Annotated in this window: 15 protein-coding genes; 7 read left to right on the top strand and 8 right to left on the bottom strand. The window is 75.1% G+C overall.

The window, feature by feature from the left end:
• The first annotated feature begins 271 nt into the window (after positions 1 to 271).
• A complete protein-coding gene (locus ACWC9T_RS03165) occupies positions 272 to 913 on the top strand; it encodes a suppressor of fused domain protein (protein ID WP_355672500.1) in 642 nt (213 codons plus the stop codon).
• 151 nt (positions 914 to 1064) lie between these two features.
• On the opposite strand, the gene ACWC9T_RS03170 is transcribed toward ACWC9T_RS03165, so the two are convergent.
• The 5 genes from ACWC9T_RS03170 to ACWC9T_RS03190 form a co-directional block, all read right to left on the bottom strand.
• A complete protein-coding gene (locus tag ACWC9T_RS03170) occupies positions 1065 to 1925 on the bottom strand; it encodes a PHP domain-containing protein (RefSeq protein ID WP_449819307.1) in 861 nt (286 codons plus the stop codon).
• A 57-nt stretch (positions 1926 to 1982) separates the two neighbouring features.
• Positions 1983 to 2621, bottom strand: a complete 639-nt coding sequence (locus ACWC9T_RS03175) for a DUF6758 family protein (protein WP_359903520.1) — start codon at positions 2619 to 2621, stop codon at positions 1983 to 1985.
• A gap of 306 nt (positions 2622 to 2927) precedes the next feature.
• Positions 2928 to 3086, bottom strand: coding sequence for a hypothetical protein (locus ACWC9T_RS03180; RefSeq protein ID WP_380615731.1), 159 nt, complete (start codon positions 3084 to 3086; stop codon positions 2928 to 2930).
• 412 nt (positions 3087 to 3498) lie between these two features.
• Positions 3499 to 4377: an alpha/beta fold hydrolase gene (locus ACWC9T_RS03185; protein WP_449819308.1), complete on the bottom strand. Its 879-nt coding sequence runs from the start codon at positions 4375 to 4377 to the stop codon at positions 3499 to 3501.
• Positions 4378 to 4503: 126 nt separating this feature from the next.
• Positions 4504 to 6582 (bottom strand): DEAD/DEAH box helicase, encoded by a 2079-nt coding sequence (locus ACWC9T_RS03190; RefSeq protein ID WP_449819309.1) that lies wholly within the window; start codon positions 6580 to 6582, stop codon positions 4504 to 4506.
• 698 nt (positions 6583 to 7280) lie between these two features.
• On the opposite strand from ACWC9T_RS03190, the gene ACWC9T_RS03195 reads away from it, so the two are divergent.
• Positions 7281 to 8009: a ferritin-like fold-containing protein gene (locus ACWC9T_RS03195; protein WP_449819310.1), complete on the top strand. Its 729-nt coding sequence runs from the start codon at positions 7281 to 7283 to the stop codon at positions 8007 to 8009.
• A 6-nt stretch (positions 8010 to 8015) separates the two neighbouring features.
• Here ACWC9T_RS03195 and ACWC9T_RS03200 read toward each other — a convergent pair whose 3' ends face one another.
• The 3 genes from ACWC9T_RS03200 to ACWC9T_RS03210 all read right to left on the bottom strand — a co-directional run bounded on the left by ACWC9T_RS03200 (position 8016) and on the right by ACWC9T_RS03210 (position 9502).
• On the bottom strand, positions 8016 to 8342 hold the full coding sequence (locus ACWC9T_RS03200) for a hypothetical protein (RefSeq protein WP_449819311.1): 327 nt from the start codon (positions 8340 to 8342) through the stop codon (positions 8016 to 8018).
• A gap of 137 nt (positions 8343 to 8479) precedes the next feature.
• Positions 8480 to 8707, bottom strand: a complete 228-nt coding sequence (locus ACWC9T_RS03205; RefSeq protein WP_270144341.1) for a DUF3107 domain-containing protein — start codon at positions 8705 to 8707, stop codon at positions 8480 to 8482.
• Positions 8708 to 8842: 135 nt separating this feature from the next.
• Positions 8843 to 9502, bottom strand: coding sequence for a TetR/AcrR family transcriptional regulator (locus tag ACWC9T_RS03210; protein WP_449819312.1), 660 nt, complete (start codon positions 9500 to 9502; stop codon positions 8843 to 8845).
• 221 nt (positions 9503 to 9723) lie between these two features.
• Here ACWC9T_RS03210 and ACWC9T_RS03215 point away from each other — a divergent pair, with 221 nt between their 5' ends.
• From ACWC9T_RS03215 to moeZ, 5 genes are all read left to right on the top strand, one after another.
• On the top strand, positions 9724 to 10626 hold the full coding sequence (locus ACWC9T_RS03215) for an alpha/beta fold hydrolase (protein WP_449819313.1): 903 nt from the start codon (positions 9724 to 9726) through the stop codon (positions 10624 to 10626).
• 341 nt (positions 10627 to 10967) lie between these two features.
• Positions 10968 to 12677: a DUF3492 domain-containing protein gene (locus ACWC9T_RS03220; protein ID WP_449819314.1), complete on the top strand. Its 1710-nt coding sequence runs from the start codon at positions 10968 to 10970 to the stop codon at positions 12675 to 12677.
• On the top strand, positions 12677 to 13753 hold the full coding sequence (locus ACWC9T_RS03225) for a hypothetical protein (RefSeq protein WP_449819315.1): 1077 nt from the start codon (positions 12677 to 12679) through the stop codon (positions 13751 to 13753). Before ACWC9T_RS03220 ends, ACWC9T_RS03225 begins: the two co-directional genes overlap by 1 nt.
• Positions 13754 to 13875: 122 nt before the next feature.
• Positions 13876 to 14883 (top strand): NAD-dependent epimerase/dehydratase family protein, encoded by a 1008-nt coding sequence (locus ACWC9T_RS03230; protein ID WP_449819316.1) that lies wholly within the window; start codon positions 13876 to 13878, stop codon positions 14881 to 14883.
• Between the two features lie 229 nt (positions 14884 to 15112).
• Entirely contained in the window at positions 15113 to 16291 is a 1179-nt protein-coding gene (gene moeZ, locus ACWC9T_RS03235) for an adenylyltransferase/sulfurtransferase MoeZ (RefSeq protein ID WP_355672488.1), read from the top strand.
• Positions 16292 to 16328 lie beyond the last annotated feature (37 nt).

Below are 16328 nucleotides of genomic sequence, written 5' to 3' on the forward strand. Positions count from 1 at the left end.
ATCAGCCGGTAGGGCCTGCGAGGCGAGGGGTGCGGGGAAGTCGGGGCCGGGCAGAGCTGCCGGTACTGCATGGCCGGCCGGTATCCACCGCAACCACCTCCTTCGCGCCGCCGCCCCGGGACGAGCGATCCCGGTGGCCAGTCGCTCACCCTAACATCTGACCGGGCATCGGCGCCGAGGGGTTTCCCATCCCTTTGCGGGCCCTTGACGCCCCGGCCGGCCGCACCGCCCGCACGAAGCCCGCGCACCCCGGCGGGTTACGCTCACCGGCATGGCCCACGACTTCCCGTCCTTCGGCGACCCCCACGGCGGCAACTCCCCGGAACTCTCCCGGGAGGCGGTGCTGGCCGCCGTCGAGGCCCGGTTGATCTCCACCTTCGGCGAACCTGGCGGCCGCGCCGCCGTCACCTTCCTCGGCGCCGACCGGATCGAGGTGCTGCGCTTCGGCCCGGACGCCGACGGACTGGTCCGCTACACCACGCTCGGGATGTCCGCCGCGCCGATGGCCGATCCGACCGCGCTGGTCGCCGACCAGGTGCGCGGGCCGCGCGTCGAACTGGTGCTGACCGTGCGCGGCGGGCACGACAGCGTGCTGCGCAGCCTCGCCACCTTCGCCGCGACCCCGCAGGTCGAGGGACTGGTGGTGGCCCCCGGCGGCTCGCTGGACCTCGGCGCCCCGCTCTGGGACGGCGCCCCCTTCACCTCGGTGCTGGCCGCCGAGCCGGGCGGCCTGGTCGAGGACCTCGAACTGGCCGAGCCCGCCGAGCCGGTGCGCTTCCTGCCGCTGCTGCCGATGACGCCCAACGAGGCGGGCTGGAAGCGGGTGCACGGCGCGGCCGCGCTCCAGGAGCGCTGGCTGAACCAGGGCACCGACCTGCGCGACCCGGACCGGCGCGGCGTCCGGCTCGACTGACGGCCGTTCAGGCGGGGCGTGCGGGCCACAGCGCACGCCCGTGCCGCGCCTCCGTACGCGGGAGTGCGGCACAGAGGCTTCCCGCATGCCGGTACGGCCGCTCCGGGCCCCGCGAGGCGCTCCGCTCAGCGTCCCTTCTCGGGTCCCCTCCTCAGCGCTCGATCGGCTTGGCGCCGGTGGCCTGCGCCAGCAGCGCCTCGTACACCGCCGGGTCGGTGGTGTGCTCGCCGAGCCGGACGGTCTTGCGGCTGCCGTGGTAGTCGCTGGAGCCGGTGACCAGCAGGCCCAGCTCGCCGGCCAGGCCGCGCAGCCGCTGCCTGGTCTCCTCGTCGTGGTCGGTGTGGTCGACCTCAAGCGCGGCCAGCCCGGCCGCCGCGAGGTCGGCGATCACCCGGTCCGGGACCGTCCGGCCGCGCTTGACCGCGCCCGGGTGGGCGAAGACCGGCACCCCGCCGGCCGCCCGGACCAGCCGGACCGCCTCCGCCGGGTCGGTCTCGTGCTTGCGGACGTCCGCCCGGCCGCCGTTGGCCAGCCAGTCCTGGGTGAAGGCGTCCGAGACGGTGGCCACCACGCCCGCCTCGACCAGCGCGCTGGCGATGTGCGGCCGCCCGACCGAGCCGGCCCCGGCGATCCGCCGCACCTGCTCCCAGCTGATGTCCGCGCCGAGTTCGCGGCAGCGCTCGACGATCGCCCGCCCGCGCCGGAACCGGTCGGTGCGCACCAGCTCCCGCTCGCGTGCGAACTCCGGCTCCTGCGGGTCGAACAGGTACGCCAGCAGGTGCATGCTGATGCCGTCCACCACGCAGGACAGTTCGGCGCCCGGGACGACAGTCAGCCGAGCGCCGTCCGGCAGCGCGTGCACCGCCTCGGCGGCCTCGGCGTGGCCGGCGACCGTGTCGTGGTCGGTGAGGGCCACCACGTCGAGACCGGCGGCGACCGCCGCGGCGACCAGCTCGGCCGGGCTGTCGGTGCCGTCGGAGGCGTTGCTGTGGGCGTGCAGGTCGATGCGCACGGGGCGGACTCCTGGAGGCTCGTGGGTGCCGCCCAGGATAGGCCGTTAACGGGCCGGTCAGCCGAGCAGCCGGGGGGAGAGGGCTCCGCAGGGCAGCAGGTCCAGCTCGGCGCCGGCCTCGCGCAGGTCGGTGAGCACCAGCTCGTCGTACATCACCAGGGCGGACTGCTCGGGCCAGGCGACCGCCCAGAGCCAGAGCCCGCGGGCCTCGCCGGCGAACACCGCGCGGTCGGCCGGGGCGTCCGGGACGTGGAACATCGGGGTGGGGCGCCCGGCGGCCATCAGCTTGGCGTCGGCGGGCTTGTAGAGGCCGACCGAGTCGCCCGGGTCCGGGCCGGGCAGTCCGGCGTAGCGGGCGCCGAGCCCTACGCCCAGCTCCTCGGCGATCAGCACCAGCTCGCCGAAGCCGCCGAGCGGGGCCGGCCCGGAGCAGGCGACGGCGGTGGCCCGGGCGCCGGAGACGTCGTCGCCGACGTGGGCGATGCCGGTGTAGAGCCAGCCGACCGGGAGCGGCCAGGGCAGCCAGACGGGAACCTGTGAGCGGGCGACGGCCACGCCCAGGGCTTCCACGCTCGGGGGCAGTACGGGCTGCATCGGGTGCACGGCTCCGTGCCGGTCGCACTGCCAGGTGTCTGAGAACAGACCGGGGGCGCGGACCCGGCCGGCGCACCTCGGGCAGCTTGGCTCGCCCCTCATAGCCGACAACGCTCCTCCCTCCGGACCGCCGCGTCAAGGACGATCACCCGTACGGACGGCTCGGCGGCACCTGTCGGTGGCGGACGCCCGGTCGGCGCGGGGTGGGCGGACGCGGGCGGTTCCCGTTGGGGCATGTCCCGTCGCAGGCGGTGGCAAACGTCCCCGGGGTCACCCCCGAACGCACTGACGCCCCGTCATCGGCGAATGCGGTGACGGGGCGTCAGTCGGGTATCGGAACGTCCGGATCGGACGCGCCGGGCTCGTCGGCGGCGGGTGGGGGCTCCCGGTCGGAGGCGCCGCGCTTGGTCAGACGGTCGGGCACGGGCGGATGAGCAGGCGCTCGCCGGTGCGGGCGGCGGCCTCGACGTACTCGCGGACGGTCTCGGCGTCGGCGATCAGACGGTCGGTGGCGGAGCCGTCGGTGTCGTCCAGTCGGAGGATCTCGAAGCGCATGGGCTTGGTCATGGGCGTCTCCTTTCCTGGCCCCGCGGGGCGGGGCGATTGCGGCTGAGTCGGTATCAGCCCGTTCGGGGTCCTGCGGATCCGGCGGTGCGGCCGGACCGATCGCGTCGTACGTGCGGCGGTCTGCTGCGGCAAGGGCTCCCCCTGCTTGCCTGGTGCGTCCAATGCCTCGTGCAACCACGGTGCCGTGGCGGTGCTACTGGGCCGTTGCCCGTCCGTAACGTCCAGGTTTCGACTGATTGGCACCCGCGTGAGGGCCGGCGATGATTCCCGGACAGAATCAAAGATTACCGTAACTAACGAATTTTGTCCCGCGCCGAGGACGGTTGGAGTTCCGGAAGTGGTTCAGACCACTCCGGCGGAGGTGCCGCGCGGGCTAGGTCGGGGCCGCTCCGTCGGCCCGGAACCCGGCCGGTCAGACCCAGAACGCGGCCAGCGCCTCGGCCGTGGCGGCCGGCTGCTCGGCGTTGGGGGAGTGGCCCGCGTCCGCGACGACCACCCGGCGGGCGCCCAGCCGCTCCGCCATCCGGGACTGCTCCGGCACCGGCCAGGCGTAGTCCCGCCCCCCGGACAGCACCAGTACCGGCAGCACCCCGGCGGCCACCGCGGCCAGCTCGTCCACCCGGTCCGGCGCGTCCACCAGGTGCCCGCCGGTCACGGCCAGCGCCCGCGGCACATTGGCCACCCAACGGAGGTGCAGGAACTCCGCGACGTCCGGCTCCAGGACGGGCTTCGGCGCGTCGCTGCTCTCGTCCATCTGCCGCATGACCTGCCAGATCTCCTCCAGGGTCATGACCGGCAGGACGTCCAGCAGCAGCTTGGTCCGGGCCGCCTCGGCCGGGTCGATCGCCCCCGGGCCGGTGGCCATCAGGGTCAGTGAGCGCCAGGGCAGCGGCCCCTCGGCGGCGGCCGCGAGCACGGCCTCCCGCACCACCTGGCCGCCGAAGGAGTGCCCCAGCAGGTGCAGCGGCCCGCCCTCGGCCGCCAGCACCTCGGTCAGCGCCCGCACGTCCGAGCCCAGCGCCGTCACCCCGTAGGCGCCCGCCTCGTCCGGTCCGCCGGTCTCGTACTGGCCCCGCTGGTCCACGGCCGTCACCCGATACCCGGCGACCGCCAGCGGTTCCAACAGGCCGATGAAGTCCTCCTTGCTGCCCGTGAACCCCGGCACCAGCAGCGCGGACCCGCGCACCGGCCCGTCCGGCTCCGCCCGCAGTGCCGCGAACTCCCCGCGCGCGGTCACCACACGCTCCGCCCGGGCACAGCCGGGCAGAGTCAGGAACGGCGGAGTACTCATGGGCAGCTTTCCTCTCGCGACAAGACGACAGAGCGAGCCTATGCCGCTCCCCCGAGCCCGAACGCCCGTAGGGGGGCGAGTCGGGCCACCGCGGCCCGGCCCGCCCCCCCTACGGGGCTGTGGCTGTCAGCTCTCCACGGCGGGTTCCGGGGTGGCCGCGGCCTTGCGGGTGCGGGTGCGCTTGCGCGGAGCCGGAACCTCGGCGGGAGCCTCGGCGGCCGGGGCCTCCGGGGCGGTCTCCGCGACGGCCTTGGGCTTGCGGGTCCGGGTCCGGGTGGCGGGCTTCTCCTCGGCCGGAGCCTCGGCGGCGGCCTCGGCGGCCTCCGCCTTGGGCTTGCGGGTCCGGGTCCGGGTGGCGGGCTTCTCCTCCGCCGGAGCCTCGACGGCGGCCTCGGCGGCCTCGGCGGCCTCCGCCTTGGGCTTGCGGGTCCGGGTCCGGGTGGCGGGCTTCTTCTCCGCCGGAGCCTCGACGGCAGCCTCGGCGACGGCCTCGGCGACGGCCTCGACGGCCTCGACGGCCTCCGCCTTGGGCTTGCGGGTCCGGGTCCGGGTGGCGGGCTTCTTCTCCGCCGGAGCCTCGACGGCAGCCTCGGCGACGGCCTCGGCGACGGCCTCGACGGCCTCCGCCTTCGGCTTGCGGGTCCGGGTGCGGCGCGGCTTCTCCTCGGCCACCGGCTCGGCGACGGCCACGGCGGCCTCGACCACCGGAGCCGCCTCGGCCACGGCCTCGGTCGCCACCGCGGCGGCCTCGACCCCGGCGGCAGCACCGCGCGAACGGCGGCGACGACGGCGCGGCGCGGCCTCGCCCTCGACGCCCTCGACGGCCGGAGCCGCCTCGGTCACGGCAGCGGTAGCGGCAGCGACCTCGCCCTCGGCGCCGACCGCCGCGCCGCGGCGGGTGCGGCGGCGCTCACGGGTACGGCGCGGCTTCTCCTCGACCGGGGTCTCGACGGCGGCACGGTCCGAGCCGTTCCGCCCGCCGCGGCCGCGACCGGGGCGGGAGTTCCGACTGCCAGTCTCGCCGAGGTCCTCGATCTCCTCCGCGCCGAGCCCGGCCCGGGTGCGCTCCGAACGCGGCAGGACACCCTTGGTGCCGGGCGCGATCTTCAGCAGCTCGTACAGGTGCGGCGAGGTGGAGTAGGTCTCCTCCGGCTCGTTGAACGGCAGGTCCAGCGCCTTGTTGATCAGCTGCCAGCGCGGGATGTCGTCCCAGTCGACCAGGGTGACGGCCGTACCGGAGGCGCCGGCCCGGCCGGTGCGGCCGATCCGGTGCAGGTAGGTCTTCTCGTCCTCGGGGCACTGGTAGTTGATGACGTGCGTGACGCCCTCGACGTCGATGCCGCGGGCCGCGACGTCGGTGCAGACCAGCACGTCGACCTTGCCGTTGCGGAAGGCCCGCAGCGCCTGCTCGCGGGCGCCCTGGCCGAGGTCGCCGTGGACGGCGCCGGCCGCGAAGCCGCGCTGGGTGAGCTGGTCGGACACGTCGGCGGCGGTGCGCTTGGTGCGGCAGAAGATCATCGCCAGCCCGCGGCCCTCGGCCTGCAGGATGCGCGAGACCATCTCGACCTTGTCCAGCGAGTGCGCACGGAAGATGTGCTGCTCGATGTTGGCGACGGTCGAGCCGGTGTCGTCCGGGGCGGTGGCCCGGATGTGGGTCGGCTGGCTCATGTACCGACGGGCGAGGCTGATCACCTGGCCCGGCATGGTGGCCGAGAACAGCAGGGTCTGCCGCTTGGCCGGCAGCATCGTGATGATCTTCTCGACGTCCGGCAGGAAGCCGAGGTCGAGCATCTCGTCGGCCTCGTCCAGGACCAGCGCGCGGACCTTGGACAGGTTCAGCTTCTTCTGCCCGGCCAGGTCCAGCAGGCGGCCCGGGGTGCCGACCACGATGTCGACGCCCTTGGTGAGCGCCTCGACCTGCGGCTCGTATGCCCGGCCGCCGTAGACGGCCAGGACCCGCACGTTGCGGACCTTGCCCGCGGTCTGCAGGTCGTTGGTGACCTGGGTGCAGAGCTCACGCGTCGGGACGACGATCAGCGCCTGCGGGAAGTCGGAGAGCTGCTCCTCGGTGGCCCGGCCGGCGTCCACGTCGGCGCGCACGACGGCCCGCTCGATCAGCGGGAGGCCGAAGCCGAGGGTCTTGCCGGTGCCGGTCTTGGCCTGGCCGATGACGTCGTGGCCGGTCAGCGCGACCGGGAGGGTCATCTCCTGGATCGGGAAGGGATGGACGATGCCGACGGACTCGAGTGCCTCGGCGGTCTCCGGGAGGATCCCCAGTTCCCGGAACGTCGTCTTGATGGGTTCAGCGGTGGTGGACAGGGTGCTGCCTCTTCCGTTTTCGGAGGGGCCGAGAGCGAGCGGCGGGCGGGCAACCGCGCGGCTGCGTACGGGCCTGGGCGGCCCCGAATACAGCTGCGCGGACGCACAACCGCGCCGGTCCCTGCGGCCGGCCGGTGCGCGCGGCCCGGTGCGGGGCGCGTCGCCGGCGGCGTCGGGGAGGGTTCCCGTGAGGGACCTGCGCGGGACCTGCGCCAGGGGGGCGCGGTCTCGGCGGCCCTCGCTCGGCCACTGATGCGGTGCCAAGGCTTGAAGTCCAAGCCATGGTCGGAGCCGATCGGCTCTCCGACCGGGCATCCGCGTACGTGAGTACCCGTGCCTCCGGTGCGGACACGTCCGAGGGGACGGTGCCGCTACGGAGCGGGCTTGCGCGGGCCACCGAGACGGCGGTGACACCGTGCGAGCACGACGGGGCTCCGTACCACCATACAGTCAGGCGACGACTCGAACACGTGACGCGTCTGACATTGCCCCGGGCGACCGGCCCGCGACCGGGCACTCCGAGCGGTCACCCGGGTGCGCCGGGTGGTGGGGCTCCCGCCCGGGCGGGACTAAGGTGGCAGGTCATGGAGACCCATGGTGAGACGCAGGACGGCGCGGTCGGCTCGATCGGCGACTGGGCCACGTGCTCGGCCGAGCCGGGCTACCGCGCGGCGGTGCTGGATCTGCTCGGCGCGCTCGCGTACGGCGAACTGAGCGCCTTCGAGCGGCTCGCCGAGGACGCCAAGCTGGCGCCGGGCCTCGCCGACAAGGCGGCCCTGGCCCGGATGGCCTCCGCCGAGTTCCAGCACTACCAGCGGCTGCACGACCGGCTCGCCGAGATCGGCGCCGACCCGCAGGAGGCCATGCGCCCCTTCGTCGAGCCGCTGGAGCTGTTCCACCGGATGACCGCGCCCTCGGACTGGCTGGAGGGCCTGGTCAAGGCCTACGTCGGCGACGCCATCGCGACCGACTTCTACCGCGAGGTGGCCGTCCGGCTGGACGACGACACCCGCGACCTGGTCCTCGGCGTCATGTCCGACACCGGCCACGCCCAGTTCGCCGTCGACAAGGTCCGCCAGGCCATCGAGGCCGACCCGCGGGCCGGCGGACGGCTCGCCCTGTGGGGCCGGCGCCTGATGGGCGAGGCGCTCAGCCAGGCCCAGCGGGTGGTCGCCGAGCGCGACGCGCTGTCCAACCTGCTGGTCGGCGGCGTCCAGGTGCAGGGCTTCGACCTGGTCGAGGTCGGCAAGATGTTCAACCGGATCACCGAGGCCCACACCAAGCGGATGGCCGCCCTCGGCCTCGCCTCCTGACGACCGTCAGACCGGCCGGTGCCGCCGCGGCGCGCGGTGGGCACCGGCCCGGTGCGGGTGGTGCCGGTGCGCCGGCGCCCGCCCGGCGGCCAGGTCCGGCCGGGCCAGCAGCGAGGTGATCACCCCCGCGGCCAGCGCCGAGAACGCCACCGCGACCACCGGGTAGCGCCCGTCCAGGCAGAAGTGCGCGACCGCCCCGCCGACCAGCGCCGCCGCCAGGGCCGTGCCCACGACCAGCGGGCGCGGCGCCCGGAAGTACTCGGGCAGTCCCACCAGCGCGGCCGCACCCGCGACCAGGCCGACCAGGGCGAAGAGGATCGACTCGACCAGCAAGGCAGCCTCCCGGGGGACGGGCGTGCGGCACCGGCGCCGCACTTGTCGCCGTACCCAGGCCCACCCGGCCGTACACGCAGCGGTGCCCCGCTCCCTGGAGGGAACGGGGCACCGGAACGAGCTGCTCGGGCGGCGCCTCAGAGGGTGCCGAAACCGACCTTGCGGGCGGCCTGCTCGCCGATCTCCACGTACGCCAGGCGCTCGGCCGGGACGATGACGCGACGGCCGTGCTCGTCGGTCAGCGAGAAGAGCTTCGTGGAGCCCTCCAGCGCCTTCGCGACCGCGCTCTCGACCTCATCGGCAGTCTGCGAGCTCTCGATCACGATCTCGCGCGGCGCGTTCTGCACGCCGATCTTGACCTCCACGGCTTCCGTCCCTCCGGGGTTGCAGCCTCCACGCGCGGGCACCGGGACCACCTGGAACAGGTGTTCGCGGCGACCGCGCCGTACGGCTTCACCATAGAGCACCGGATCACCGCCCAGGCGAAGGCCAGCGGATCGTCACCGCTGCGAGGAGGCCTCCCCGGCCTGCTCGCCCGGGTGCATCGGGAAGCCCTTCAGTCCGCGCCAGGCCAGGCTGGCGACCAGCCGCACCGCCTCGTCGCGCGGGATCTCCAGCCCCTGCGACAGCCAGTACCGGGCGGTGATCTGCGCCAGACCGCAGACCCCGGCGGCCAGCAGCTTGGACTCCGACTCCGGCAGGTCGGTGTCCTCCTGGATCACCTGGCTCACCAGCGTCGCGCTGGCCTCGGAGGCCCGCTCGACCCGCTCGCGCACGGCCGGCTCATTGGTCAGGTCCGACTCGAAGACCAGCCGGAACGCGCCCGACTCGCTGGAGACGTAGTTGAAGTACGCCTCCATCGTCGCGGCCACCCGCAGCTTGTTGTCGGTCGTCGTCCCCAGCGCCTCGCGGGTCGACTCGACCAGGGCGTCGCAGTGCTTGTCCAGCAGCGCCAGGTACAGCTCCAGCTTCCCGGGGAAGTGCTGGTAGAGCACCGGCTTGCTGACCCCGGCGCGGTCGGCGATGTCGTCCATGGCGGCCGCGTGGTAGCCCTGCGCGACGAACACCTCCTGGGCGGCACCGAGCAGTTGTTCACGGCGGGCGCTTCGCGGCAGGCGGGCACCGCGCGGGCGCTCCTGCGCCTCCTGGATGGCCGTCACGGCGCTCCTCACTTCGGGGTTGTTCGGGGCTGGCAAGAGGGGCAATTCTACTTTTCGGTAACCGCTCCCGCGTTCGGCGAAGGCGAGAAAAGCAGCTCGGCCTACTTGTCAGGAGCCCACAATACGGCGCTGACCTCGGCGTCGGCAGTGGTGCGACAAGGGATGGAGCGGCCGGACCACCCTCCACCGCCCCCGGCCGGGGCTCACTACCATCGTCCACCATGAGCAGCGCTGAGCAGCAGGTACGTACGGTCGAAGTTCCCGGCGCGGTGCTCGCGGTGCACCGCCCGGCCGAGGAAGCGGGCGCCGACGGGCGCGAGCCCGGGCTCTTCGTGCACGGCCTGGGCGGCTCGGCCGCCAACTGGACCGCCCTCATGGACCGCCTGTCCGGCCTCGTCGACGGCGAGGCCGTCGACCTGCCCGGCTTCGGCCGCTCCAACCCGCCCACCGACGGCAACCTCAGTCTCTCCGGCCACGTCCGCGCCGTCATCGGCTACCTGGAGGCCTCCGGCCGCGGACCGGTCCACCTGTTCGGCAACTCGCTCGGCGGCGCCGTCGCCGTCCGGCTCGCCGCGCTGCGCCCCGACCTCGTCCGCAGCCTCACCCTGGTCTCCCCCGCCCTGCCCGAACTGCCCCCGCAGCGCTCCGCCTGGCCCACCGGCCTGCTCGCCCTGCCCGGGGTGCCCGCGCTGCTGCGCCGGCTGTCCGCGGGCCGGCGCGACGTCGAGGCGGCCGCCGAGGACCTCCTGCGGCTGGTCTACGGCGACCCGACCGGCCTGAGTCCGGCCACCCGGGCCGAGGCGGTGGCCGAGTACCGGCGCCGGCTGGAGGTGCCGCACGCCATGCAGGCGCTGATCGGCTCGGCCCGCGGCATCGTCTCGGCGTACACCGAGCGCGGCGACCAGGCGCTGTGGCGGCAGGCGGAGCAGGTCGAGGCGCCGGTGCTGCTGGTGTACGGACTGCGCGACAAGCTGGTCGCCTACCGCTCGGCCCGGCGCGCGTGCGCGGCCTTCGCGGACTCCCGGCTGCTGGTGCTGCCGGAGTCCGGGCACGTGGCCATGATGGAGCACCCCGACGCGGTCGCCCGCGCCGTCCGCGAGCTGATCGCGGGGAACGGCCGCTGAGCGCCCAGGCGGTGTCCTCGGAGCGGGCACCCGAATAGCGCCCGCTAACGGCCCGGTTCGGGGCGAGGTCACGGCGGTTCACTCGTTCAGGTGGCAGCCAGGCATGTGACCGATGGATCGCCCCGGGCCGGTCCTACCTTTCTGCTGCCGGACCGAACAGGTGTGGGGGAGGGCCGCTGACGCCGGGAGCACACGGCGGGCGGCCCGAGCAAGGGTCCCGGCGTACGTCCCCGCGGCTCCCGTGGCCCTTTCTCAGGGGCGTCCAAGGGGTGCGAGGGGACAGCCGGCCCTGACCGAGGGCTGCCGTCGCCGCCCCCCTCCGAGGCAGAAGGAGGTCTTCCGTGCGCGTCGCCCTGCTCACCGAGGGTGCCCGTCCGCATCCCCAGCGTGGTTCCGGAGCCTGGTGCGACCGGCTGGCCGAGGGCCTGCCGGAGCACGAGTTCGAGCTGTACCTGCTGACCGGCCCCGAGGGTTTCGGCGCCGCCGAGCGGCTCTCGCCCGCCTGGCGCGGGGTGCGCGACCTGACCCTGTGGGGGCGCCGGCCGGGAGGCCGGGCGCCGGGCGCGCTGCGCAGACGCCAGTACGCCAGAGCCTACGAGGAACTGGTGCGGGCACTGGTGCTGCCGGGGCAGCGGGCCGGTTTCGGCGCCGGGCTCTACCGGCTGGCCGCGCTGGCCCGGGAGGACGGCACCCTGCCCGCCTTCCTGGCCTCCGCGCACGCCCGGCGGCTCCTGGAGCGGACCTGGCGGCTGCCCGGCACGGACACCTCGGCCGGCCGGCCGCTGGTCCGCGACGTGCTGGTCGCCGCCGACCTGCTGGAGCAGTGCCTGCGGCCGCTGTCCGCGCCCTGGTACGGCACCGGCCCCGGGGGCCTGGGCGCCGCCGACCTGTGCCACGTGGTCGGCGGCGGCCCGGCCGCGCTGCCCGCCCTGGTGGCCCGGCACCTGCACGGGGTGCCGTTCGTGGTCACCGAGCACGGCCTCCACCTGCGCGAGCAGTACCTCGGCTACCGCGAGGCGCCGTACCGCTGGCCGGTGCGCGCACTGCTGCTGTCCTTCTTCCGGGCGCTCACCGAGGAGACCTACCGGCAAGCGGCGATACTCACCCCGGGCAGCGCCCACGACCAGCAGTGGCAGCGCCGCTGCGGGGCCGACCCGGCGCGCACCCGGGTGGTGTACGAGGGCACCCCGGCCGTGGACCGCCCGGCGGCCGGCCCGGAGCCCGAGCGGCCGACCCTGGTGTGGGCGGGCGCGCTGGAGCCGGGGCGCGACACCGAACTGATGCTGCACGCCTTCGCCCGGGTCCGCGCCGCACTGCCCGGGGCGCGCCTGGTGGTGCACGGCGAGGAGACGGCCCCCGGCTACCGGGCGCACTGCGCGGCGGTCGCCGAGCGGCTGGGGATCACCACGGCGGTGGACTTCGCCGGGCGCCCCGGCTCGCTCGCCGAGGCCTGGGAGGGCGGCACGGTGGCCGTCTTCTCGGCACTCTCCCAGCGCAGCCCCCGGCTGCTCGCGGACGCCATGCTGAGCGGCCGGGCGGTGGTGTCCACCGATGTCGGGGTGGCCCGCGAGGTGGTCGGCCCGACCGGGCTGCTGGTGCCCGCCCGCGACCCGCACGCCCTGGCCGGGGCCTGCCTGGCGCTGCTGCGCGACGAGGAACGGCGGGCCCGGCTGGGGCTGGCCGGGCGGCTGCGCGCGCAGGAACGCTTCGCCGTGGAGCCGGTGATCGGCGCCTTCCGGGAGGTCTACCTGGAGCTGGTCTCGCAGTACCCGGCCTTCCCCGGCGGCGGGGACGGCGGCGAGGGCGGCCGGGCGCCGCGCCCGTTCGCCCGCCCCGCCGAGTACTGGCTCACCGACGGCCCGCGCGGGGGTCGGGCCGACGCCCCGGAGGATGGGGGCGACGACCCCGACGGCGCCCCGGAGCAGCCCGCCGCCCGGCAGGGCCGGAACCCGCACCCCGCCACGCTGCGGTCCGTCGCCGACGCCCCGCAGGGCGGGAGCGTCGACCCCGGCGGGCAGGACCTCGCCGAAGAACTCGCGGAGGCCGTCTGATGTCCGGCGGCGCGGCTGTCGACCCGGTGCGCGAAGTGATGGCCGAGCACCGGGAGCTGTGCGAGCGCGCCGTCGACCCGCTGGAGATCGCCGCCGGGCTGGAGGAGGCCGGGCTCGGCCCGGACGCCGCCGCGCGCTGCCGGCACGCCGACGTGTTCTCGCTGGCCGAGGAGTTGTACGCCCGGGTGCCCCGCCGCCCGCCCACCGCGCCGGAGCCGACCCGGCCCGGGCCGCGCGGGGCCGCCGCCCGGGCGGCGCTGACCGCCGCCGCGTTGGCCGCGCCGCCCTGCGCCGGGGTGGCCGCGCTGGGCGCCCGCTGGCCGGTGCTGCTGTCCGCCGCCCTACCCCTGGGGCTGCTGCCGGCGCTGACCGCCCCGGCCCCGGCCGAGCCCGGCCCGCCGCCGGGTGGCCCGGCCTGCGACGCCCTGGGGCCGGTCCGGACCCCGCCCCCGCACCCCGGCTCCCGCCGGAGCCCCGCCGCGCTCGGGTACGGGCTGGGCCTGGCCGCGCTGCTGCTGCTCCCGCTGGCCGCGCCGGGCGGGGACCGGCCGCTGGCCGCCGCGCTGGTGCTGGCCGCCGCGGTGTCGACGGGCTCGGCCGAGCGGGCGGCCCGCTGGTACCGGCAGGTCGGGCAGGGCCACCTGGGGGCGGCCCGCACGCTGGCCGGGTTCCGGGCCCGGATGCGGCCGGTGCTGCCGGTCGCGGTCGCGCTGCACCTGGCGGTGCTCGCAGTGCTGACGTACGCCGCGCTGGCGGTCCTCGCCGTGGTGGCGCCGCGCCCCGGACCCGGCCACGGCGGTGGGCTGCTGCACGTGGCCGCCGAGCGGGCCGGTGCCGCGCAGTGGGCGGCGCAGGGCGTGCTGGGCCTGCTGCTGGTGCTGCCCGCGCTGCTGGCGCGCTGCGGCCGGACGACGGCCGCCGCGCTGGGGGCGCTGGCCGGGCCCGCCGCGACGGCGGCGGCGCTCGCCCTGGGCCGCTCCACCCCGTCGGCCGTCCTGCTGGGCGGCGGCGCGGTCGCGGCGGTGCTGCTGGCGTACGCCTGGGCGCGGCTCGGCCGGGCCGGCTCGCACCGCTGACGCCTAGACGCCCGACGCCCGCCCTGCCGCTTCGACGCTTCGATGCTCGAAAGACGCTGTTCGTTCGTAGTTCTCAGTCCGCCAGGTCGTCCCCGACCTCGCTTCGTGGAAGGACGCCCCCGATGAGGGTGCTGCTGCTGGGCGCCGACGGCTTCATCGGCCGCCGGGTGACCGATCGTCTGCTGATGGACCAGGAGTTGCAGGTGACGGTGCTCGGCCGGCGCGACTCGGCCGACATCCGCTTCGACCTGACCACCGGGAGCCCGGGCGCGCTGGCCCGCTTCCTGGACGCGGTCGCGCCGCAGGTGGTGATCAACTGCGCGGGCGCCACCTACGGCAGCTCGCGCACCCTGATCCGGTCGAACACGCTGGCCGTCGCGACCGTCTGCGAGGCGATCCGGCGCAGTCGGGAGCCGGCCCGGCTGGTGCACGTCGGCTCGGCCGCCGAGTACGGGCCGGTGCCCGGCGGAGTGCCGGTCTCCGAGCAGGCCGAGCCGCGGCCGGTCGGCCCGTACGGGGTGTCCAAGCTGGCCGGGACGGAGCTGGTGCTGGCCTCCGGGCTGGACGCGGCGGTGCTGCGGGTGTTCGACGTGGTGGGGCCGGGGGCGCCGACCGCCTCGCTGTTCGGGCGGCTCGCCGAGGGGCTGCGCCGGGCGCTGGAGCGGGGCGAGAACCAGGTGCGGATGCCGGACCTGTCCGGATACCGGGATTTCGTGGACGTGCGGGACGTCGCGCGGGCGATCCAGGCGGCGGCGGTCTCGGCCGCCACCGGGGTGGTCAACATCGGCAGCGGGCACGCCGTGCGGGCCCGGGACGCGGCCCAGCTGCTGGTGCGGGCCTCGGGCTTCGAGGGGGCGATCGTCGAGGAGAACCGGCAGGTCCTGGTGCCCGCGCAGGTCGCCGGGCAGGCCGGCGACCCCCTGCCCGGCCATAATCACCAGTCAGGGCAGCATCTGCCGGGCCACCGGGCGGAGGGCCAGCGGCCGGAGGGCCGGCCCGCCCCGGGCGAGCCGGTGCCGTGGCGGCAGGCGGACGTGCGCACCGCCCGGGACCGTCTCGGATGGCGGACGCAGGTGCCGCTGGAGGAGTCGCTGGGGGACGTCTGGCTGGAGACGGCCTGCCGGGTGTGAGGTCGGGCGGGGAGGGTCCCGGGCCCGGAATCCCGGGCCCGGGGCGCCGGGAGCGGCCCTGCGGGCGGTTCCACGATCCGGCGCGGCCCGTCTCGCCCACCGGACGGGCTGTCTCGGAATACCGGAGGGGCATGACACTGTTGGCCTAGAGAGCCACCCGAGTGGCGGAGCAACAACCCCGTCCGAGGCGGCCCCGGGCCACCTGAACAAGACACCCATCGGAGTCCCCGTGTCGTTGCCACCCCTGGTCGAGCCGGCCGACGAGCTCACCGTTGACGAGGTCCGCAGGTACTCCCGCCACCTGATCATCCCCGACGTCGGGATGGCCGGGCAGAAGCGGCTGAAGAACGCCAAGGTGCTGTGCGTCGGCGCCGGCGGCCTGGGCTCGCCCGCGCTGATGTACCTGGCCGCAGCCGGTGTCGGCACGCTGGGCATCGTCGAGTTCGACGTGGTCGACGAGTCGAACCTGCAGCGTCAGATCATCCACGGCCAGGCCGACATCGGCCGCTCCAAGGCGGAGTCGGCGCGAGACTCGGTCAAGGAGATCAACCCCTACGTCGACGTGATCCTGCACGAGGAGCGCCTCGACAACTCCAACGTGATGGAGATCTTCTCCGGCTACGACCTGATCGTGGACGGCACCGACAACTTCGCCACCCGCTACCTGGTGAACGACGCCGCGGTGCTGCTCGGCAAGCCGTACGTGTGGGGCTCGATCTACCGCTTCGACGGGCAGGCCAGCGTGTTCTGGGCCGAGCACGGCCCCTGCTACCGCTGCCTGTACCCGGAGGCCCCGCCGCCGGGCATGGTCCCCTCCTGCGCCGAGGGCGGCGTGCTGGGCGTGCTGTGCGCGTCCATCGGCTCGATCCAGGTCAACGAGGCGATCAAGCTGCTGGCCGGCATCGGCGACCCGCTGGTCGGCCGGCTGATGATCTACGACGCCCTGGAGATGAACTACCGCCAGGTGAAGGTCCGCAAGGACCCGAACTGCGCCGTCTGCGGTGAGAACCCGACGGTCACCGAGCTGATCGACTACGAGGCCTTCTGCGGCGTCGTGTCGGAGGAGGCGCAGGCCGCCGCCGCCGGTTCGACCATCACCTCGAAGCAGCTCAAGCAGTGGCAGGACGAGGAGGAGGACATCTACCTCATCGACGTCCGCGAGCCCGGCGAGTACGAGATCGTCAACATCCCCGGCGCGGTGCTGATCCCGAAGAACGAGTTCCTGATGGGCGACGCGCTGGAGAAGCTGCCGCAGGACAAGAAGATCGTGCTGCACTGCAAGTCCGGCGTGCGCTCGGCCGAGGTGCTGGCCGTGGTCAAGGCCGCGGGCTTCGCCAACGCCGTCCACCTGGGCGGCGGCGTGCTCGGCTGGGTGAACCAGATCGAGCCGCACAAGCCGGTCTACTAGAGGTCGGTCGGGCGAGGGCCGGTCTCCCGAGGGGCTG

The sequence above is a fragment of the Kitasatospora sp. NPDC001159 genome (assembly GCF_053598235.1).

Coding starts and splice junctions, on each gene's coding strand:
- ACWC9T_RS03165 (WP_355672500.1), top strand. CDS start 272: ATGGCCCACGACTTCCCGTCCTTCGGCGACCCCCACGGCGGCAACTCC.
- ACWC9T_RS03175 (WP_359903520.1), bottom strand. CDS start 2,621: ATGAGGGGCGAGCCAAGCTGCCCGAGGTGCGCCGGCCGGGTCCGCGCC.
- ACWC9T_RS03180 (WP_380615731.1), bottom strand. CDS start 3,086: ATGACCAAGCCCATGCGCTTCGAGATCCTCCGACTGGACGACACCGAC.
- ACWC9T_RS03185 (WP_449819308.1), bottom strand. CDS start 4,377: ATGAGTACTCCGCCGTTCCTGACTCTGCCCGGCTGTGCCCGGGCGGAG.
- ACWC9T_RS03190 (WP_449819309.1), bottom strand. CDS start 6,582: ATGACCCTCCCGGTCGCGCTGACCGGCCACGACGTCATCGGCCAGGCC.
- ACWC9T_RS03195 (WP_449819310.1), top strand. CDS start 7,281: ATGGAGACCCATGGTGAGACGCAGGACGGCGCGGTCGGCTCGATCGGC.
- ACWC9T_RS03215 (WP_449819313.1), top strand. CDS start 9,724: ATGAGCAGCGCTGAGCAGCAGGTACGTACGGTCGAAGTTCCCGGCGCG.
- ACWC9T_RS03225 (WP_449819315.1), top strand. CDS start 12,677: ATGTCCGGCGGCGCGGCTGTCGACCCGGTGCGCGAAGTGATGGCCGAG.
- ACWC9T_RS03230 (WP_449819316.1), top strand. CDS start 13,876: ATGAGGGTGCTGCTGCTGGGCGCCGACGGCTTCATCGGCCGCCGGGTG.